We start from the raw sequence: 20,941 nt of genomic DNA, 5'->3' as shown, positions 1-20,941 counted from the left end.
GGCTCTTCGAGGCGATGCGCTCGAAGGGCGAGGGGAGGGCGCGGGACTTCTGGCCCAGCCATGCGGCCTTCGTCGCCCTGGCCCAGGTGGCGCAGCCGCGGCCTCTCGAAGAAATGCCCGGACTGGCCAGCTGGTTCGGCAGCGCCGCGGGCAGAGCGGCCCTGGCCGAGGGCCGGCTGGTCGAGGAATACCGCTGGTGGCTGGCGAAACACCGCCCGCCGCTGAACCCGCAGGAGCGCCGGATTATCGCCGACCGGGCAGGGGCCGCGCAGTCAAAGGTCGCCCGCCTGCGCGAGCGCCTTGGCCTGCGCCTGCCGGTCGACCCCACGGACCGGGAATGGCTCCACGCCTATGAGACGCACCAGGACGCCGCGCGTGAGCTGGTGCGCAGAGGGCAGGCACAGGGAGAGGCGGCATGACCATGGCCCTCCGACACCGCCCCCGGGGCCTCAGCAGCGCCTCCCCGCGCGAAGTGACTATCCTGCAGCTCCTCGACTGGGCCTTCCAGAAGGAGAAGATCCGGATCGACTTCGATCAGGGGACCAATGAGCGACCGCAGGGCGCGCTCAAGGGCTACGGGATGGAGCACATCCTGATGCGGCAGGCGGAGCTCGGCTGCCGGGTCCAGGGCGGCGGCACGTCCGAGCCGCACCCTGACGCGGACGCGGTGGCCGACGCCCTGGCGCAGCTGCCCGAAGGCGTCGGTGGCCGCCGCATGGCGCTGGTGATCGCGGATCTCTGCCGGGCCGGCGAAACCCTGGGCTGGGGCTCGGACCTCGCGCCGCAGGTCCAGCCCATCGACTGGAAGCAGACCAAGCACGGGCGCTTTGCCGTCACCGAGACCTGCGGCAAGGCGCGGTACACCAGCCGCGGCAAGGTCCGCGAGGTGGACCTGCGCTGCTGCCCGATCACGATCGAGAACCACCCCCGCGACCAGGCGCGGGCGCGGCGGGACTACCTGCTGTGGTGGGCGGCGCTGAAAGAGCTCCGCGACACCTTCCGGATCTATGGCGGGCTGACCGCACACCAGGTCACCGAGGCGATGCCGCCGATGAAGCCCTGGGAGGGGGAGAGGGCCTGTCTGTATCCGCTCTGTACTGGCTAATCGGATTGCCCGGCTTTCCCTCCCCGGGGTACCCTAGAAATCAGGACGAAATCCTCCTTACCGGTGAGGGGACCGACGCTTCCGTGAACGGCTAATTGGAGAAAAAAGCCCACTAGTTACTTACTTTTACTTCGAAGGCCAAGGATGAAATGGCGCCCGGCCCATATTCGCCCTCACAGGCCCAATGTAGGCGACCCGAATAGCCAGAGAAATTTGCGGTGGGATGCACCAAAGTGCAAACCAAATTGGAAGTAAGCTCGACAGGTGATGAGATCGCTCCTGCCAAGACCGTGTAGGGCGGCGTCCTGTCGAATATCTGGATGTCGGATGCCGGCAGCGTCCCAGTATTCTCGAGGTAGATCCTATACTCGAGCACATCTCCAGCGCCCGCGCCGTTGCTGACACCCTCGGGTGTACCTTGCGTCACATTGCGGACTGTCTTGGACAGGGACAATGTCCCTTGCGAAGCCTCGACGGTGACACGATCTCGGTTCCGATCTTCTTCAGAAATACCGACGCCGTCATAGGTTGTCACCGCCAGCAGGTCGAATGCGTAAAAGGAGCCTTGAGACAGTGCTGCGGATGCCGATACCCGTGCGATGATACAGATTACCGTATCCGCGTTGACCGCCAATGCATCTGTGATCGGTTGGTCCGCTGTGCCGTCGCAGGAGAGATCGAGGTAGATCGCGGCCGAAAATCCTGCGCCGACATTGCTGTCCTGGGTGTCGATGGCAAAGATGACGGAACCAGGAGCGTCAGCAATATACTCATGGCGCAATGCGACGACCTGTCCGGCTCGGATGACGCCTTGTTGATCTTCGTTAAGGCGCGCCTCCGTAATCAGCCCTACGTCGATGCCTTCATAGCTTTTCCCTGCTTCGGGCGTGAACATCACGCTGCCGTCGCGCGGGTCGGGGTTAGACAGGCCGGGCAGGGCGGGTTGCGCTTCCGACACCAGAAAGATCCCTTCCCCAGTTTTTACTGCGACAGTCACGGCGTCGGCATATCCTGCGGGCAGGGTCAGGCTCCATCGCCCGTCAGCAGTCAGGGCAGGGGTGTCGATCAGGTCTCCGGCCGCGTCGAACACTTGAACGGTAGCCCTGTCTGTTCCAGCCTCGCTGCCTTCCTGAAGTCCGTCATAGGCCGTTGCACCGGCGCCGTTGTCGAAGAATACCGTGCCGGAGAGAGTGGCACCGGTTCCGCTCAGCGCAACGGTCGCGCTGGCCTCATCGTCGTCGGCGATGCCGTCACCCAAATCGTCGACCAGTATTCCGGTCTGCGGATCGCTGTCCGGGTCCGGCAGGGCGGAGGCCGTGATTTCCGCGGTGTTGGTGTGCTCGCCGGTGTCGCGCATGGTGACGCGGATAGTGAGGCTGTGGCTACTGCCTGCAGCGACGTCGCCCAGGGTCCAGAGGCCCGTGCCGCTGTCGTAGCTGTCGGATTGCGTCGTTGCATCGTCCGAGACATAGGCGAAGCCATCGGGGATCAGATCGCGCACCGTGACGTCGGTGGCGTTGCCTGTTCCTTCGTTCGTGACGGTCAAGACAAAATCGAGTTCCTCGCCGACGATCGCCTCGCTCGCGGGTTGGCCGCTTGCCGCAGTCAGAACGGTTTTGGTCAGCGACAGGTCCGCAGAGGCCAGCGCGTCGGCAAAGCCGAAGTCCTGACCGCCGGTGGTTGAACCTGTCGCGACCGTAATTCCGGTCAAAGGATTTGCTGTGGATACGGTCAGGCCTGCGGGAATCTCCGGGTCGTTCACCTCGACTTCGACCCGGTAGGTTAGTGTCGCATCCACTGTTTCGAACAGGTAGGTTCCATCGGAAAGGGTTTCCTCGGTAGCGACAAGAGCGTCGTCGGAGATATCGGCAGGGGTACCATTGTCGTTGTAGAGCGTGACGGAAATTCCGGCCGGCAGAGGCGTTTCACCAAGCTCATATGCGCCCGAGCCGTTGGCGTCCTGATAAAGTGTTCCGGCAATCGAGCCTTCGGCAAAGACGGACGAAGAGAAGGGGCCTGGCGCGCGGCATGACGCGCCGTCGTTACCCTGATAGGTGAGATCGGCGACTGTGCCCTGAACCTCGATGAAGGAGAAGCTTGCCGGACGGCTTCCTTCGGAACCAACCTCGACCGCGAAGACCTGCCGCGACTGGTTGTCAAAGGCATAGAGGAAGCCGGAGCCGTCGAACCAGACCGAGTCCATGTCGATGGAAAAATATCCCGCCGGCAGCGGCACATTGCCCACGAAAGTTATGGTGGTGGCGCCGGGCGTGCCGCCCTTTGCGTCAAGCGCGTAGATGTCGCGATTGGGGTCAATGAAATACAGCATGCCATCGCGCGGATTATAGGCGATGTCGCGCCCGTAGATGGTGGGCTGCCCGGTGTCGAGCACGCCCAGGGCAACGGGGTTGGCCGGGTCCGAAATGTCGAGCAGCTGATAGCGGCCGAAGTTTGAGCCGGACATGTAGACCAGGATACCGTTGGGAAGGATATCGCTGCTTGTATCGGGCGACTCGATGGCAAGCGCCGACAGGTCCGCAACCTCACTCACCTGACCCGACGCGCTGATACGCATCAGTGACCGGGGGCTTTGGCGGACCCCGTAGATGTAGCCGTCTAGCTCATTGTAGCCCCATCCGGTGACCAGATAGTTGCCGGTGTAGTCGGGTGGCAACAGGGATTGAGACAGGGTGTAGGCTCCGCCGCTTTCCGAGATGGTGAGCGCGCTCAGCGCCGGCAGGTTCTGGGCGGTTTCGGTAGCGATCATGTAGAATGTGTCCGAGCAGCTCAGGGGCCCGCTGGGGTTGGACAGCGTGACCAGATAGTCCTCGACTTCGCCATCAAGGTTCAGTCCGTCGAACGGATCGGCGGTCACGGCACTAGTGGTGGACCAGCGCAGGCGCGCGTAGGTGGTGCCACTTTCGATATCCGCAGGGACGTCGATGTTCAGGGTGATCTGGTTGTTGAAACTGCCGTCGGTGTCCCCGTTGGCGCCGTCGCGATAGTCTGTCGCAACCTGCTCTGCGCCGTCGAAAGTGCCGTTTCGATTGAAGTCGATCCAGAGCTGCAGGTTGGTGATCCCTTCCAGAACCGGCAGCCCGAGGTCCAGTTGCAAGCTGAGCGTCTCATGGGTCTGCACAGTCAGCGGTACAGTTGTGCCGGCAACGAGCGTCGGAAAGCCGGCGATGGCGTCTTCGTCATCGGTACCAGACAGGTCGTCCGCGTCAGCGGTCGCACTGTTCTGGGGGATAGTTTCGGTGTCGGGCAGACCGCCGCCAAGGTAGATCTCGGGCACGACGATGTGGCGCGGATCGCCGTAGCTGGCCGGCGCGTCGCCACGATCGACCAGATCGGCAGCTGCGATGACGAGAGAATAGTCCTCGACCTCGCCATCGACGGCAAAGCTTGCGGTGCTCAAGCCAGCTTCACTGGAGTAGCGGAATCGAGCGAACGTGGTCGATGTCGTCGCGTCGGTGGGCACTGTAACGTCGACTTGAATGATGCCGTCACCCGCTACATGGTCGAAACCCGTGCCGTCGTCGCGGAGATCGCTGGCAATGCGCTCGCCAAGGGTCCCCTCAAACAATCCGTCACCATTGAAGTCGATCCAGGCCTGAAGATAGCCATCGCCGGTTACGTCAATATCGATGGTCGAGATCATGCCCTGAGTCAGCACAGGGAAAGTCACTCCGTCCTCGTCATCAATATCCACAAGGTCGTCGGCTGTTGCGGTGGCATCTGACTGCGCGATCAGTTCTGTGTCCGGTGCGACGTTCCCCAGATATACTTGCGGCGCCCCCGATACGCCGTGAGAGGGCGTCAGGTAGCTGATGGGCGCGTCCCCAAAATCCAGTCCATCGCCTTCGAAAACCGCGATCAGTACCTTGGCACGATCACAATCGGTCTGATTGAGGGCGTCACACATTTCATATTCAATAGTATAAACTCCGGCTGGAACGCCGGTCGGCACGACCAGGCGCCCTTCGTCGAGGCCTGTTGTGACCAGATAGGGCACGGGGTCACCTTCCGTAGAAGGGGCCGCCGCTACGAGAACGCTCAAATCTGCGGTGGCCACGGTCGCGGTCACACCGTTTACCGTGTCGTTTGCGTAGACTTCGCCCGCGGTGCCTCCGAAAAGATTGTTGATTGGGGTCGCGGTATAGTCGTCATCGCGTGCGATCACAGTAGCGGAGGTTTCCGTGATGGTGCACAGCAGAATATTTGAACCCCGATATCCCTGTTCGGTGGTATTCCCGGTGAACCCATGGATGAAGCGGGCGCTAACGAAGGTCGGAAATTCGTAGGTAACGAAGTTATCGAACGGTGTTTCGTTGATTTCCTCGATCCAGTTGGTCGGGTCGCCAACTTTGGCGGGATCCATTGCTATAACGGTTCCGCCGGTCGGAAAGCCCGGAATCTCCACCGTGTTGAAATGCGTGATTGTGGCCGTTCCATCCAAAAAGCCGACGACGTCGCTGGAATCGTGGCCGTTGTAAAGGCTATCGACATCTGTTTGCTGTACGATGATGCCGTTGATCCCGCTTTGATCGATGGGCTCGCCAAGCGGGTTTGTCGCGCTCGCCGAGCCGGCTTTCACCAGATTGATCCGATAGACGATGTTGGAATCGAGCGTCGGTGTCATCCAAGCTTCGATGCCGGTTGTTTGCAGGACCGAGCCGCTTGCGTTCTCTATGGCTTCAATCCTGGTCACGATGTCGATCGGGTTTCCAGCCGCGTCGGTGGCGACGTTGTCGAACAGGAAGGTGTCGCCAACCTGAAGCGCGGATGCGCTGCCTGCACCGGCGAGTTGGGTGCGCGGATGATCGAAAATTGTCTCTGGGGTGCAGGTCAGAGGGCCAGCCGACGGGGTGACGCTCGTGATGAGGGAGGCGCTCGCAGTATTGGATTTCAGGCGCGACACAAATCCCGTGCCGATTGTGCCGATCCCGGCGGTTGCGGTGCTGTCGATGGTACCGGACAGAACGTCGTTGGCCGTAATGGTGTAGCTGGCGGTACATGAGACCGAACCGCCTGGCGCGATCGGCGCACTGATCGCTGGACAGCTCACCGTTCCGAGCTGGCTGTCCTCGATAAGGATATCCTGTCCCGAGTTGAAGGGCAGTGATCCTGTATTTTCGATCACGAATGTATAGGTGACGCTGTCACCTTGAAGGCCAGAGGAAGGCGAAACTGATCTCGAGAGGTTAATTGACTGGTCGACGGTAAAGTTCGCGTTGCCAAACATGCCGATCCCTCGGGCCCCGGGATCGTAGTTCGTAAAGGCGTTGTAATTGCGCACGTTTTGGATGGATTCATCATACCAGAAGGTTACCGAAGACGTGGAGTCGGGAAAGGTCGCCCGAACCGAGCCGGTGCTGTCGTTTGGCGATGTCGGCGAGCCGGCTGGTCCTTCAATATAGATGCACTGCGCCTGGTTCGCAGTGAGTGCGCCAGTGAGTCCGGAACCTGGTCCTGGCCCAACAACGACCGAGGGCGTTGCGCTGAGAGTAGAAAGAGTCGGGTTCCCGTTATCTCCAAAGGCTGTAAGAAAATCGCATCGGTCGGTGGTGCTGTTGTTGTCCGTCGTGTCGATGTCGAGAATGTCAATCGAGAGATTATCGACTGGAATTGCCACGCCCCCAGAACTCGCGCTCACGGTGGAGACAATACGGTTGTCGCCAATAGCACCTGCATTTAGTGGGGCATCGCCGATCAAGACGAGCGATTCTACGGACCCACCGAAGATATCTACGTCATCCGGCGCAGGGATCGAGCCACCGAACCCGTCAGGATAGCTGCCAATGGGGCCTGTGTGCGTGACAGTTGCGTCGACTTCAAATCCATACTGGTCCCGAAGTGTTCTCACCAGTGGCCCTTTCGCGCCAGCCGGCCAGTCGAAGGCGCCCCAGTCGATTTGAAAGTCGCCAGCATGCAGCTCGGAGCCTGCCGACACCAGAGCGCAAGCGGCGATCAAGGTACGTGTCACACATTTTTTGAACGTCATGGAGATCAATCCACCTGATAGGTTCACATTGGGATCACCCGCCTCCCCTTAAAACGTCAGAGATATTGCTGTTCGAATAGGAGAGGAAGCGGCATTTTCTTATTGAGCAAGGTCGCAAATTTCTCTGTTGAGAGCGAAAGATCAGATGGCTGGGTGGAATGGCCTTGCGCATAAGAGACTATGCCGAGGGATAGGCCTTAGATTTAATGAAGTGCACAAAAGCAAAAGGCCGCCTCACCAGAAAGATGAGGCGGCCGGGCGCGCAGAGTCCGTGAGTGGTGGCAAACGGGTGTCGCCTGTTCTGCTCGCCTGGCCCGTGTTCAACGGGGGTAAAGACAAACTAGGGGGTTATCAGAACCTTGACTGCGGAACGTTAGGATAGGGCCTATATGCTTACGTATAGCCGGACATGAATGCAGTTTCGCTTACTGGCGGACCCTGTGGTGCCAGGCCCTCTGAGTCTCCTCCCAAACGTCTGGTAGGAGTTCCACAAGTTCACGTGCTTTCCGATCACGGCCTGTTTTGCAGGCTACCTCGATCTCTTGGAAGATAGCATGCAAGCGTGTCGCTCCAAACATGCCGCACATCCCTGCCACCGCATGAGACTTAGCTCTCAGGTCTTCCGAGTCTGCCGCTTCCGTAATTGCCGGGAGTTCTTGGTCCATCTTGCTGACCAACTTTGAAATCCGTTCCGAGAGCCTCGCTCGTCCCAGTAGCTCGATGAGTTGGTCGACTTGACCGTTGTCGATATAGGCTACGGAAGTGGAAGCGGCTTGTGGGCAAAAGTCGAGGGGCGCACTGCCGGACGACTGTTCGTTCAGTACAGCGTCAAGCACCAATCCCAATGCCTTCATATCAATCGGTTTTTGAATGAAGTTCGACATGCCCGCAGCCCAAAACTCCTTTTTTTCGGCAGGTAACGCATGTGCGGTGACCGGTATGATAGGCGTTGCGGTGTTAGGACCGTTGCCCGATCTAATTGCTTGCGTTGCCTGCAACCCGTTGACGCCTGGCATGGAGATGTCCATGAGGATCGCATCGAACTTGGTCGATGAGGCCAAGTCGATCCCGTGCTGGCCGCCCGAGGCAAGTGTGACTTTGTGACCGAGCTTCTTTAACATGGCGCTGAGGAGATCTCGGTTTATCTCGTTGTCGTCTACGAGCAGAAGCTCGCTCGACCTCTGCGGTGGCGCTGCTCGCTGTGCTTTTTCTGCAGAGCGGGCCGCTGGCGTGTTTGCCATTTCGATTGGAACATCAAAGTGGAAATGCGCGCCGTTTCCGAGCGATGACGTGCATCCGATATCCCCACCCATGCTGCGCACCAGCCTCCGTGCGATTCCCAAGCCCAACCCAGTACCTCCGGTGCGTCTTTCGTAGCGGCTGTCTAGAGAGACAAAATCTTCAAAGATTTTCGGGATGTCCGCTTCAGAGATGCCCTCGCCGGTATCAATGACTTCGAAGCAGGCACGGTCAGGGCCCGTGTTCGTTTCGCTTGGTCGGTAATAGGCCTTGAGGGTGACGTCTCCGCCAGGGGCAAATTTGATGGCGTTGTTAATCAGGTTAACCAAGACCTGCTGGATAGCGCGGGGGTCGATCAATACGAGCCGGTCGTCCAATCCCTGCTGGTCCAAGTGCAACCGGACATAACCGGAGGTGGCCAACGGTTCCATCATTCCCAAGAGCCCCGAAGTCAGCGCTGCCAGGTCACAAGGTTGAGCATTGCGCTCTGTACCCTCGGTCTCACTGCGCTCAATCGCCAGGACTTCGTTGATGTGCCCAAGCAGGATGTCTCCGGACGCGATGGCAGCGGTCAGGAAACCTTTCTGCTCCTTGTCGAGCGGACTTCCCTCCAGCAATTGCAATGCGGAGAGGACACCGTTCAGAGGCGTTCGCATTTCGTGGCTCATCATGGCGAAAAAGCGGGATTTCTCGCGGTAGGCTTCGAGCGCTGCATCGCGGGCCTGAAGGATCTCCTGCTCTTTATGCTTTTTTTCGGTGATGTCCCTGATATAGGAGACGAAAAGCGGTCCGGTGTCAGAGCGGGCGAGCGACACGGACAGCTCTACCGGGAAAACCCGGCCGTCGCGGGTCATCATTTCATATTCGCGGCGGCCTGATTCCGCGAAGAAGGTCTCTCCGGTTTGTCTGAAATGTTCGAGGTTCTGACGCTGCTGGTCTCGTAGGTGCTCCGGGACGATCAGCTCGGTGAAGCCACGCCCCAGAACCTCATCGCGTGAAAACCCGAAGATTTCCTCGGCCGAACCATTGTAGTCACGGATCAAGCCATTTTCGTCAATCACCACCACAGCGTCGAGAGATGCACGGAGAGTCGTTGCGAGGCGGAGCTGGTTCTCTTCGGCTTCATGCGTCGCGGTGCGCAGGTTCTTTGCCTGTCGCCCGAGACGAAAGACGGCAAAAATCAGTGTTAGCGTGACGAGAAAGACGACGGCAGCCAGAATTTCAATGAGCCGGACTATGCGTTGTCTTTCCCCCTCGGCGGCATTTGCTGCTGCTGCGATCGAGGTAAGAGCAACGTCTCGCGGAAGCCCGGCGATCTGATGCAAGCCGCGTCTGAATGTCTCCAGGTTGGTCAGGAGAGCACTGTCGTCTCCGTCGACGATAGGGATGAGCTGGTCCAATTCGGAGCGAATTCGACCTAACTCTGAAGCGGCGGCCACGCTTGATTTCATGCGTTCGGCGATCTCGAGACGGCTGTATAAGACATCGAAGCGTTTTCGTAGTTCGCCAAGCGCCCCCGTGTCGCCGGACTGAACGCGATCCAGGGCGCGTTCAAGTTTCAGGTATTCGACTTCGAGTTGGGAATAAACCCACTGGGTATTGTCACTGCGGGCGGTGTCGAGCGACTTGATACTGCTCCACACACTGAATGCGAGAAAGCCAGCAAGCCCCAACGCCACAACGAAAGGCAGGACCAGGACTGACCTGGTCCAGTTCGGCGCGTCTCCTTGGCTCTGCGGCATTGTCTGTCCTTCCGGCGTCGCTCTATTCGACAGTAAGCCGATCAAGCTGCCAGATCGAGCGACTGAAATATGTTTCCGTCTGGAACTTCGGATCACTGTCATAGGGGTAGACGATCCAGAGCGGTCCTTTGCCACGGCGCGACATCTCTTCGCCATTACGCTCATAGGCGATGATCGGACCGCCTTGGGTGGCGTCCGACATCGGGATTTCAACGCTGTAATCGTTGATTGCGGTGGCCCGAATGGTGCCCTCCGCAATGCCCTGCTCCGTCATGAAATCGTGCAGTGAGACACCGGTAAATCGCTGCGGGCCTTCAGTCCAGATCGTGCTCGTCTCGATCACGGTGACGGGCAGGACGCGCAAGTCCTCCAAGGTGTAGGCGACTTTCGTGTCGCTGGTCGTGACGGACAAGACGGTATCGTCTGCGGCTTGTGCGCTGGCCGACCAGAGAAGGGTACTCGCCAAGACTGTGGCGATCTGAAGAATTTTTGTGGGTCGCATCATTTCCACCTCCATCAAGGATGATGGCAGATGTCTACGCCACACTGATCTTCGAAGGGACAAAGCAGAAGTACAGAGGCGCTATACCATCGTATAGAGGTGAAGCAGGCGCATAGGCGCGCGGTGATGGTTCTCCTTTGAGTATACTATTCAGAGGAAATGCTATACCGATAGAGAATTGCAGGCGGGGGCGAGGGAGGACAACATCTTGACCTTGAACATCTTGATTGCGGACGATCACGACATGGTGCGCGAGAGCATCGCCATGTTCCTCGACACCGACGGGACGACGAACACGGTTGCGGCAGGTCAACTGAAGGAGGCGCTGGAGCTGATCGACAAGGATGGTCCATTCGACTTGGTTCTGCTGGACTATACGATGCCAGGTATGAAGGGACTTGAAGGGTTGAAGGCGGCGATTTCCGCAAATGGCGGCAAACCGGTTGGCCTGATTTCTGGTACCGCGACGAGACTGATTGCAGAGCAAGCTTTGGAGATGGGGGCGATCGGATTTTTGCCAAAGACGCTTCCGGTAAAATCTCTGGTCAATGCCGTGCGATTCATGGCCGCTGGAGAAACCTACGCTCCGCTGAGCTTCATGTCAGGCAAGGATGACCCAGAAGAGACAGATTTCGAAAAGGATCTCTCGGACAGGGAAAAGCAGGTGCTGAGAGGTTTGATGGAGGCGAAGTCCAACAAGGAGATCGCGCGCGACCTGGAATTGCAGGAGGTCACGATCAAACTTCACGTCAAGACCCTGTGCAGAAAGCTCGATGCAAAAAACCGGACCGATGCCGCCATGATTGCACGGGATGCCGGATTTATGTGAATTCCCTTGGTTTGACTGCGATCAAAATTTCGTCGTTCAGGGAATGCGCTCGGTTTGATCGGGCGCATTTTTTTGTTTTTTGGTGCTGAGTCTGTTCGCCCGAGAACGCGTTGTCTTACCGGGATAGGCTTTCAGAGTCCCGCAACGTGAGTTTTTCATCCGAATCCCATTGATTTTGTCGACGGCCGCGACATCACGCAGCTCGGTCTTTTACGGTCGTTGCCAATCATTCTGTCTGCGGAAGTTGTAAAACCGGTCCCACCCCGGTAGGCGCGTCTATCCCAAAGCATATTGTCCTCCCTGCACGATCGGTACGTTAGCCCTTCGCGCAACTGCAAAACTCGGTCTTCCCGGAAATCATGCGGTTACGGCGCCTCCCGATCGAGAGCGTCGCCATCGCAACCGCCGGCCTTTGTCCCGGCATTCAAGGGAAGACATCCATGTTTATCCAAACCTCCAAGCTTTCCCGAGCCGCGGCTGCCGGGATTGCTCTCGTCCTGATCGGTGGTACGGCCCACGCCGAGTCCCTGGTCAGCGACTTTTCATTCCGTGTGGTCGAGGTGACCCAAGACGGTGCCGAAGATCTCGTCGAGCGGGACAGCGTTCGCCCTGGGGAAGTGATTCAATATCAGATCCGGCACGAGAACGGGACTGACGAAGATCTCTCGGGGCTCGTCGTCCAGGCGCCTGTTCCCGCAGGGGTCTCCCTGACCCTCGACGGCCAGAGCAGTTCGATCCCCGCCGTCTTCGAGGTGCAGGCCGAGCTCGATCCCAAGCAGGAGGGCCTCGAATGGTCGACACTTCCCGCTGTGCGCAAGGTCCTGGCTGAGGATGGCGTGCTGCGTGAGGAGCCGCTGCCCGAGGCCGATATTACGGCCGTGCGCTGGACCCTGTCCGAGCCGCTCGAGGCCGATGACGTCGCCCTGAACACCTACCGCGTCCGCGTGAACTGATCGCGCCCGCCCCAACATATCTCGAAATCTGGAACTGAGGAGCTAATACAGTGTCTTATCAATCTCTTTTCATGCGTTCGGCAAGCGCGGTGGCTGTGAGTGCCGTTCTGGGCGCGGCCGCTTATGCTGCGGCGCCGGAGGCCGGTTCGGTCATCGGCAACCAGGCCGTGGCGACCTATACCAATTCGGCTGGTGACACGATCACCGTGACTTCGAACACTGTCGAAACGATCGTTCAACAGGTGGCGGGCGTGACCCTCACCTCGGACAACAACGAGACCATCGCCCCGGGCGGCAAGGCGTTCCTGCCGCATATCGTCACCAACGAAGGCAACGGCCCGGACAGCTTTGCGCTGACTGCCGTCGAAACCGACACCGGCACCCTCGACACCTCGGCGCTGGTGTTCTACCCGGACGCCAACATGGACGGTATCGCCGACAGCGCGACCCCGATCACCAGCACCCCGGCCCTGGCACCCGGCGAACAGTTCGGCGTTGTGATCGAGGCGTCTGTGCCTTCGACCGCGACCGGGTCCGACACGATCACCATCACTTCGGTCTCGGCTCTGGACGGGGCGGTTTCGGCCACCAACACCGACACGCTGACCATCTCGAACGGCGCGATCGTGGAACTGGTCAAGTCGATGGTGGCTGACGCGGCCTCCGGCGGAAACCCGGGCATCGTCGATGCGGGCGACACGGTCACCATCACGCTGACCTACTCCAGCACGGGCCTGCAAGCCGCGAACAACTACGTGGTTCAGGACATCCTAGACGGTAACCTCGTTTACGTGCCAGGGTCCGCGACCTGGTCGGATGCCGCAGGCGCGCTGGACGACGACAACGCGTCGACAGCGGTCGACGCCACCAACGGCGGCGGCGAGACCATCGCCTGGGACTACGACGACTCCCAGACCGTCAACTTTACCCTGTCCTCGGTCGGTTCGGGCCGGTCGGGCAGCGTGACCTTCCAGGCTGTCGTGGCCAGCACTGCGAATGCCGGCGTCATCACGAACACGGCGACGCAGGAAGTCGATGGCGCGGCGTTCCCGCCGTCGAACACGGCGTCGATCACGGTCGACAACCAATATGCCGTCGCCGTCGCCGATACCGCGATCAACGCGGACGGTTCTGCCAATCCGGCCATTGCATCGGCCACCGATGACGACGCGGCCAACAACGATATCGTCACCGAAAGCGGTGATGTCTACCAGGGTGGTGTGATCCGTCAGGAATTCGTGCTGACCAACCTGTCGAACGAGGCCGACAGCCTTTCGCTCGACGTGTCGAATGTCGATTTCCCGGCGGGAACGACCTTCCGCTTCGTCGGCTCCGACGGGGTTACGCCGGTCATCGGCTCGATCGGGCCGCTTGGCATCGGTGAAAGCGCCAAGGTCACCCTGATCGCGACGCTGCCCACTGACCTGGCGCCGACTCCGACCACCAACTACACGGCGACGATCACCACCACGTCGGACGGCTCTGGCGTTACCGATATCTCGACGGCAGAGTTTTCCGGTGCAGTGCTTGCCGCCTCGGTAGACCTCGAGAACAGCGTCGCGGGCTCCGAAGGCGATGGCGCTTCTCCGACCAGTGGCGGGTCGCCCTGGGTGAGCACCGCGACCGATCCCGGCCAGCCCGTCGTCTTCGACATGGTTGTGCAGAACGAGGGGCCGGTGTCCGACAGCTACAACCTGTCGCTTGCGCAGCCGCTGCCTGACGGCTGGACCGTCGAATTCCGCCTCGCCGACGGCAGCGTGGTCACCAACACCGGCACCATCCCCGCCGGCGGCAGCCAGAGCTTCCAGGTCATCGTGACCCCGACTGACGATGCTGCACCGGGCGATACGCTGGTGGACATCGCGCTGGTGTCCTCGGTTTCGGGGCAGGGTGACAGGATCGTCAACCAGGTGTCCGTGAACGAGATCTATGATGTTCAGATCATCGATGACCAGAGCGCGCAGGCGGCGCCCGGCGGTATCGTGGAGCTTCTGCACACCATCACCAACGACGGCAACGTCGCCATCACCGAGGGTTCTATCACCGAAAGCGGCCTGTCGAACTTCTCGGGCGCGATCTTCTGGGACCAGAACGGCAACGGGGTCGTCGATGCATCTGAACCGGTGATCGACAACTTCAACGATCTGACCGACGGTATCTCTGCCGGCGTCAACGGGCTGGCCCCGGGTGAAAGCATCTCGGTGATCTACCGCGTGCAGACCCCGTCCACTTCGACCACGGGTCTGACTGAGATCGGCACCCTTACCCTAGGCTCGTCGCTCAATGCCGGGACCGCGACCGATGCCGACACCGCTGACAACGCGGTCGAGGATCGGATCGTGATCATCTCGGGCGACATGACGCTGACCAAATACCAATACATCGACGCCAATTGCGACGGCTCGGTGGGGATGTTCACCAAGAACCGTCAGGACGTCGAACCCGGTCAGTGCATTCGCTACATGGTCGAAGCCGAGAACACCGGTGCGTCTCAAGCAACTGAGGTGACCATCTCGGATGCGGCGCCGGCGTATACCACGATCACCGATTGCGGTGGTGCCTGCTCCGAAAGCCTCTTCCCGGCCGGCAGCACTTCGGTGGTGACGCCCAGCAACGTGTCGAGCGAGCATGGCACGGTTCTCCCCGGTGGGTTCGCCCGGCTCGAGTTCACGGTCCGCGTGAACGACTAAGCGAGCCAAGGCACCCTCGGGGTCCGTCTCCCTCCCGACCCCGAGGGTGCCACCTTTCCCAAATTTTCATCTGTTTCATGGAGCGAGCTGATGCGCGGTTTTCTTCAAACGGTCTCCCTGTGCGCAGGCAAAACGATCCGGACTGCCGCACTTATCTCTGTTCTCGTCCCCGGCACCGCAGCGGCAGCGCCCGCACCTGCAGGGACCATCATCCGCAACATTGCAGAGACCACATATTTCAATCCTCGACTGGGCATTGTCGAGACCGTCCGCTCCAACGCCGTCGAAGCCCTGGTCACTGCCGTTCCGGATATCTCGGTTCAAGGCTTCACCGAACTGGACCTGTCACGCGGCGCGATCGGCCAGTACTATTTCGAGGTCGCGAACACCGGGAATACGGGCCTTGCCGCGACCCTGCGCGTTGAGGGCCGGAACCTGCCGATGCTCACGCTGGATGGAAGACTGGTGCGGGACATCAATGGCAACGGTGTTATTGATTCAGGTGATCAGGAACTGACTGCGACCACGCAGATTGCACTGACACCCGGTGATATGATCCCGTTGATCTACGAGTTTGCGGTCTCGACTGCGGCTGTTACGGGTCAAACGCTAGGGTCGGTTCTGCTTGTGAACGCCACCCCGGACGGCGCGGCGGACGCCGTCTTGACTGGCGAAGCTTCCGGCCGGACCGAAATTGTGAGCGCCGGCCTAGAGCTGGAAAAGCTCCAGACAATCCGTCAGGCCGATGAAGATGTTCTTCTCGAATACACCCTGCGTTTGCGCAATAACTCCGAACAGACCATCCCTGGGTATGCCGAGATCGATGGCGGCCTGCTGCGCATCGACGGACAGGCTGCGCGGGGTGTTCTGGTCAGAGACCGCATTCCCCTGAACAGCATCTTCCATTCGGTGGTTTCCGAAGGCGGCATGACGCCGCTCTACCATCAGCGCGGTGACGGCCCGAACGACTTCCAACGGGTGGCTCCCGCAGCTGACGAAATCGACGCGGTTGCGTTTTTCCACGAAGGGGATTTTCCGGTCGGTCGCTCTAGTGATCCGGTCTTCGCCGTGCGCGTGCCGCAGATTCTGGGGAACGTCACGGTTCGGAACACGGCGGAAACCTATCTGGGCGCCGAAGCTGTTCAAAGGTCCAACACAACGATTTTTTCGCAAGACGGAACACATGGGGGGCTGCTGTCTTTTGTAGACCCCACAACCGGGGAAGATGAGGACATCGGTCAGCCGGGTGAAGATAGCCGTCTGCGTCTGACTGCGGGAGCGTGCAATCAGGCGAATGCCATCGAGACGGTTTCGATTACGCTGCGCAGCGCCACGACCGGCGACGTCGAAACCGTCATTGCGACCGAGACGGCTGCGAACACCGGGGTGTTCCTGACCACGGCGATCCCGCTTGCCCGGATGAATCGTGTTCTCCCAGGCGATCAGGTCATGGCCACCGATAATGGCGACCAGATTATCGCGACGGCGAGCTGTGGCGAGGGCATGCTTGAGGATGTGCTGCTGGTTTCGCCGGGGAACTTCCTGTTCAATTCGCTGACCAATGCGTCCGTCGAGGGCGGCACGATTGCACTGGTCGACGCGATCACCGGACGCGAAATTGCGAGAACCGAGACCGATCCGCGCGGCTTCTTTGCCTTCGGTGAAGTCTCTGCAGGAGACTATCGCTACGTTCTGGTCGAGACGCCCGCTTGGGAATACCCTTCGGTGCGGGTGGATTTTGCCGGGTTCGGACGGAATGTGGCCGATGCCGGGTATGGAGCTGCCTTCCAGCATTCAGGCGGGGCACTGTTTGTCTCCGACGTTCCTGTCGATCCCCACTACGGAGTGCCTCTCGCTTTGACGAAGGCCTCTGACCGGGATCGCATTTCGCAGGGGGAATTCGTAACCTACACGTTGACCCTGTCCAACAATATGGACCAGGCGCTGATCGGTGCCGAGCTGATGGACCGCCCCCCATATGGTGCACAGCTGGTAGAGGGTTCCGTAACGCTGGATGGTGTCCGGCATGCGGATCCGCGCCGCGATGCCGCAGGCGATCTGTTGCATGATTTGGGCACCATCGAACCCCTGGCCCGCCACGAGCTCAGCTACGTGATGCTGTTCACGGCTGCCGCCCGCGAGGGCCGCAACGAAAATACGGCAATCCTCAGTGGTCGCCAGGCAGGAACGGGAACTTTGCGGCAATCGCCTCTGGCGCGCGCAGTCGTGCGCCTGGACAATTCCGGCGGCGTCTTTGCCCGCGAGGGGACCGTGGTGGGCTCTGTCTTTATGGATTGCGATCGCAACGGCATTCGCGGCGGCATTGACGAGCCCGGCATTCCCGGTGTGCGCATCGTAACGCAGGAGGGCCTCTCGGTCGTTACCGATATCAACGGAAAATACTCGCTCTATGGGTTGCGTCCCGTGACCCATGCATTCGTGGTGCAGGAACAGACATTGCCAGTGGGGACCGCAGTCTACGTGACGCGTACCAATGATCTGCGCCGGGGCGGATCGCGCATCGTGCCGCTGCGCAAGGGAGAACTGCGCGCCGAACATTTCGCTGTCGAAGCTTGTACGCCTGAGGCGCTTGCGGAGATCGACTTGCGTCGTGATCGTTTCGAACAAGCCGGATCGCTTCGCTCCGGCATTGTCGGCGATTTGCCGATTGAGGCCAGCCGCGCCCCGGTGCGGGCGTCACGCAGCGAAGCGGGTATCGCAACCACGACGCAGCTCACCCCGGATATGCTTGTCGGGGCCGATGCGGCAGAGTTGCCCGAGACGCTACCGCAAAAGGCGGCGATGGCCGCACGTCTCCAACCCCTCGACAGCCTGATCCGGTCTCTTGACAATGCACCAGGGTTCATTGACCTGGCAGAAGGCGCGGTGCTGAGCCGTCGGACGGTCAGCATCCGGATCAAAGGGAAGGCCGACCTGAACCTGTCTCTTCTGCTGAACGGTCGGGAGCTTGGGACAGACCGCGTGGGCGAGCGCAGTTCCTGGGAGAAGGGGAACGTGCAGGCGCTCGACTATGTGGCGGTCAAGCTCGACGCAGGCGAAAACCGGTTGACGCTGGTGGGGCGCGATGGCTTTGGCATCGAGCGCGTGCGCGAGGAAATCCGGATGATGGCCCCGGGCGATCCGGCACGCTTCGAGATCATCCTGCCTGAAACCGCGCCGGCGAACCCGGCCTCGGCCGTGCCCGTAGTCGTGCGTGTGCTCGACGCCCGAGGGCTGCCGGTTCCAGCCTCGGGCACGGTGACGCTGACCGCACGCAATGCGCTGTGGGACGTGACGGACATTCGACCTGGCACCCCGGGCGTTCAGGCATATATCGACAATGGTGAGGCGACATTCAACCTGACGCCGCCCCAAGCTGCGGGTCCCGATCTTCTAAGCGTAAAAGGGACCTTCGGCGAAGCTGAGGCGAGGATCACTTTTACTCCGGATCTCGATCAGCGCGTTCTGGTCGGTGTGATCGAGGGCGCGGTCTCACTGGGGAGTTCGGGAGGCGGTATTCTTTCGCCAGACGGGTTCAGCGAATTCGAGGACACCGCCACCGGCCTACGTGGAGAGATCTATCTCAAGGGCGTAATCCGCGGCGATGCGCTACTGACCCTGCGCTACAGCTCCGACAGGGATACTGAAGACCGCCTGTTTCGCGACATTCGGGGAGATGAATATTACCCCGTCTATGGCGACAACTCCGAGCGCGGGGCCGATGCGCAATCCTCTGGCAATCTATTCGTCAAAGTCGAGAAGGGGCGGTCCTACGTGCTGTACGGCGACATCGCCATCGAGCCGGAAGCCAGTGCCTTCAAGCTCGGAGGGCTGCGGAGGGTCACGACCGGTGCCAAGGCGCACTGGGAGAACGATCGTGTTTCCGTGACAGTCTTTGCGGCTCGTACGGGACAGGAACAGATGGTCGTGGAAATTCCGGGACGGGGTGTCTCGGGGCCCTATGACCTGAACCTGCAGGGCTACGTCGACGGCTCTGAGCGCGTGGAAATTGTTGTGCGGGACGAAGAGGGCGGGGATATCCTCTCGAGTACCGTGATGCGGCGTGGCACGGATTACCTCCTCGACTTCTTCCGTGACACGATCACTTTTGATGCTCCCGTGCGACAGTTCGATGCGGACGGCAACCCTGTCTCGATCCGCGTGACCTATGAGGTCGAGGAAACCGGGAGCGAGCGGTATTGGCTTTATGGAGGAGAAGTCAACTATGCCGTGACCGAGCGGACCACGATTGGTGCGCGCGCTGTTCACGCGGACGCACCGGAAGGGAACCCGGCGCGGGAGCGTCTGCAATCCGCCTATCTGCGCCATGATCGTGGTAATGGTGGTGTGTGGGAGGCAGAAGTTGCGCACAGCGAGGATGAAAACGGGATCCGTGACACTGCTGCGCGTCTGTCCTATGAGTTCATCTCCGAAACCGAGCGGCTGACGTTCGAGGCAATCCATACCGGACATAACTTTTCCGCAAATGGTGGGCTTGCACGACCAGGCACAAGCCAGGTCCGGTTGAGCTATGGTCTTGAGCTGGATCGTAAGAGTGACCTGGTGATCGGGGCCGAATGGACCCGTGACAGGATCAACTCATTTGATCGACTGACACTCGACGCGCTTTACTCGCGTCGTTTCAGCCCGCAGTTTCGCGGTGATCTGGGGATCGAGTATCAGCGTGACCGTCGGGGAACCGCCCGCGAGGACACGACCTCGCTCATTCTGGGTGCCCACTGGATGCCAAAGACCCGGCCTGGCACCACCATTGAAGCGCGGCTGCGCTATCCTCTCTCCGGACAGGGTCACGATCCCGAATTGACGCTGGGGATGTACAAGGAGCCGAAGCCAGGCTGGCGTGCATACAATGAAGTTGAACTGACCTTTGGCGATGAGGCTGTGATCACCCGATCAGTCCTGGGGTTTTCCTATGAGCTGAATGAATGGCTGGAGGGGTCGACTGAGCTTTCCCGAGGTGCGAACGAGATCGAGACGACCCTGAACCAGTCACTCATGGCGACCTGGAAGCCGAATGATCTGACCAGCTTCACTCTGGGCGTGGAGCATTCGCGGCAGATGGAAACCAATGAGCACGAACTGACCTCGGTCGCGTTTGGTGCGAAATGGGAGTCGGGCGATGGCGCCTGGGTTGGTGATGCCGATCTCGAAACGACGTTCGAGCCGAGTGGCCAGACCTATTATGCCAGCCTTGGCCTCGCAGGCGAGGTCACTCCGGACCTGACGGTGCTGGGCCGGACACGACTTGCAGTCGACCAGCGCAACGGCGAGGACCACATTCGTATGCGCACAAGAGCCGGGCTTGCCTATCGACCGGTTGCCGACCCGCGGCTCGAGGTGCTGGCCTGGTACGAGCACCGCCTCGAGGAGCGCTATGGCCGCTCGGAAACCCATCTGTGGTCCGTGGACGCGTCCTATGAGATTGATCAGGATCTGCGCCTGAATGGCAAATATGCAGGTCAGCATCAGAGTGTCGCGACCGGTTCGGATGTCTCCGCAGCCTCCACCACACAGCTGTTGCAGGCAGGAGTGAATTACGAGTTCGGGGATGATCGCTTCCAGATCGGGTTGAACGCAACCCATCTCTGGGATGACCGCGACAGTTCCGCAAGTGGATTGGGCGCAGAGTTCGGCTTCTCTCCCCGTAAGGGCACACTCCTGGCCGTGGGCTACAACAAGTCGAACCGGAGCATGCCCGGGGCCGGCGATCTTTATCAGGAAGGCTTCTATCTCCGCTTCAATCTCTTGCTCGACACCTCTCTTTGGGACCAGCTCGACGGCTTCCTGGGCAACTGATTTCAAAGTTTCCCGGGGCGGACCACGCCACATGCGCATCAGTGGCGTGGTCCCTTTTCT

At 60.2% G+C, this 20,941-nt stretch carries 8 protein-coding genes and 1 pseudogene; 6 read left to right on the top strand and 3 right to left on the bottom strand.

The window, feature by feature from the left end; translation table 11 throughout:
* A pseudogene (locus CVM50_RS20550) lies at positions 1-419 on the top strand (hypothetical protein); the annotation flags it as partial.
* Positions 416-1,105 (top strand): hypothetical protein, encoded by a 690-nt coding sequence (locus CVM50_RS20545; RefSeq protein WP_085887254.1) that lies wholly within the window; start codon positions 416-418, stop codon positions 1,103-1,105. The pseudogene CVM50_RS20550 and the gene CVM50_RS20545, both read left to right, overlap by 4 nt.
* A 112-nt stretch (positions 1,106-1,217) precedes the next feature.
* Here the strand turns inward: CVM50_RS20545 and CVM50_RS20540 are convergent, their stop codons facing one another.
* From CVM50_RS20540 to CVM50_RS20530, 3 genes are all read right to left on the bottom strand, one after another.
* Positions 1,218-7,109 carry a GEVED domain-containing protein gene (locus tag CVM50_RS20540; RefSeq protein WP_085887302.1) on the bottom strand — a complete coding sequence of 1,964 codons (5,892 nt, stop codon included), beginning with the start codon at positions 7,107-7,109 and terminating at the stop codon, positions 1,218-1,220.
* 425 nt (positions 7,110-7,534) lie between these two features.
* Positions 7,535-10,090, bottom strand: coding sequence for a hybrid sensor histidine kinase/response regulator (locus CVM50_RS20535; RefSeq protein ID WP_085887253.1), 2,556 nt, complete (start codon positions 10,088-10,090; stop codon positions 7,535-7,537).
* Positions 10,091-10,112: 22 nt separating this feature from the next.
* Positions 10,113-10,595 (bottom strand): molybdopterin-dependent oxidoreductase, encoded by a 483-nt coding sequence (locus CVM50_RS20530; protein WP_408634078.1) that lies wholly within the window; start codon positions 10,593-10,595, stop codon positions 10,113-10,115.
* Positions 10,596-10,800: 205 nt separating this feature from the next.
* Here CVM50_RS20530 and CVM50_RS20525 point away from each other — a divergent pair, with 205 nt between their 5' ends.
* The 4 genes from CVM50_RS20525 to CVM50_RS20510 all read left to right on the top strand — a co-directional run bounded on the left by CVM50_RS20525 (position 10,801) and on the right by CVM50_RS20510 (position 20,881).
* Positions 10,801-11,421 (top strand): response regulator transcription factor, encoded by a 621-nt coding sequence (locus CVM50_RS20525; RefSeq protein ID WP_085887300.1) that lies wholly within the window; start codon positions 10,801-10,803, stop codon positions 11,419-11,421.
* A 440-nt stretch (positions 11,422-11,861) separates the two neighbouring features.
* On the top strand, positions 11,862-12,374 hold the full coding sequence (locus tag CVM50_RS20520) for a hypothetical protein (protein WP_085887252.1): 513 nt from the start codon (positions 11,862-11,864) through the stop codon (positions 12,372-12,374).
* Positions 12,375-12,424: 50 nt separating this feature from the next.
* Positions 12,425-15,064, top strand: a complete 2,640-nt coding sequence (locus tag CVM50_RS20515) for an NEW3 domain-containing protein (RefSeq protein ID WP_232618328.1) — start codon at positions 12,425-12,427, stop codon at positions 15,062-15,064.
* A gap of 90 nt (positions 15,065-15,154) precedes the next feature.
* Entirely contained in the window at positions 15,155-20,881 is a 5,727-nt protein-coding gene (locus CVM50_RS20510) for a DUF11 domain-containing protein (RefSeq protein WP_085887250.1), read from the top strand.
* The last annotated feature ends 60 nt before the right edge of the window (positions 20,882-20,941 follow it).

It is taken from the genome of Pseudooceanicola marinus, assembly GCF_002786295.1.
GTDB lineage: Bacteria > Pseudomonadota > Alphaproteobacteria > Rhodobacterales > Rhodobacteraceae > Pseudooceanicola > Pseudooceanicola marinus.
This window is presented reverse-complemented; position numbering and strand designations above follow the sequence as displayed.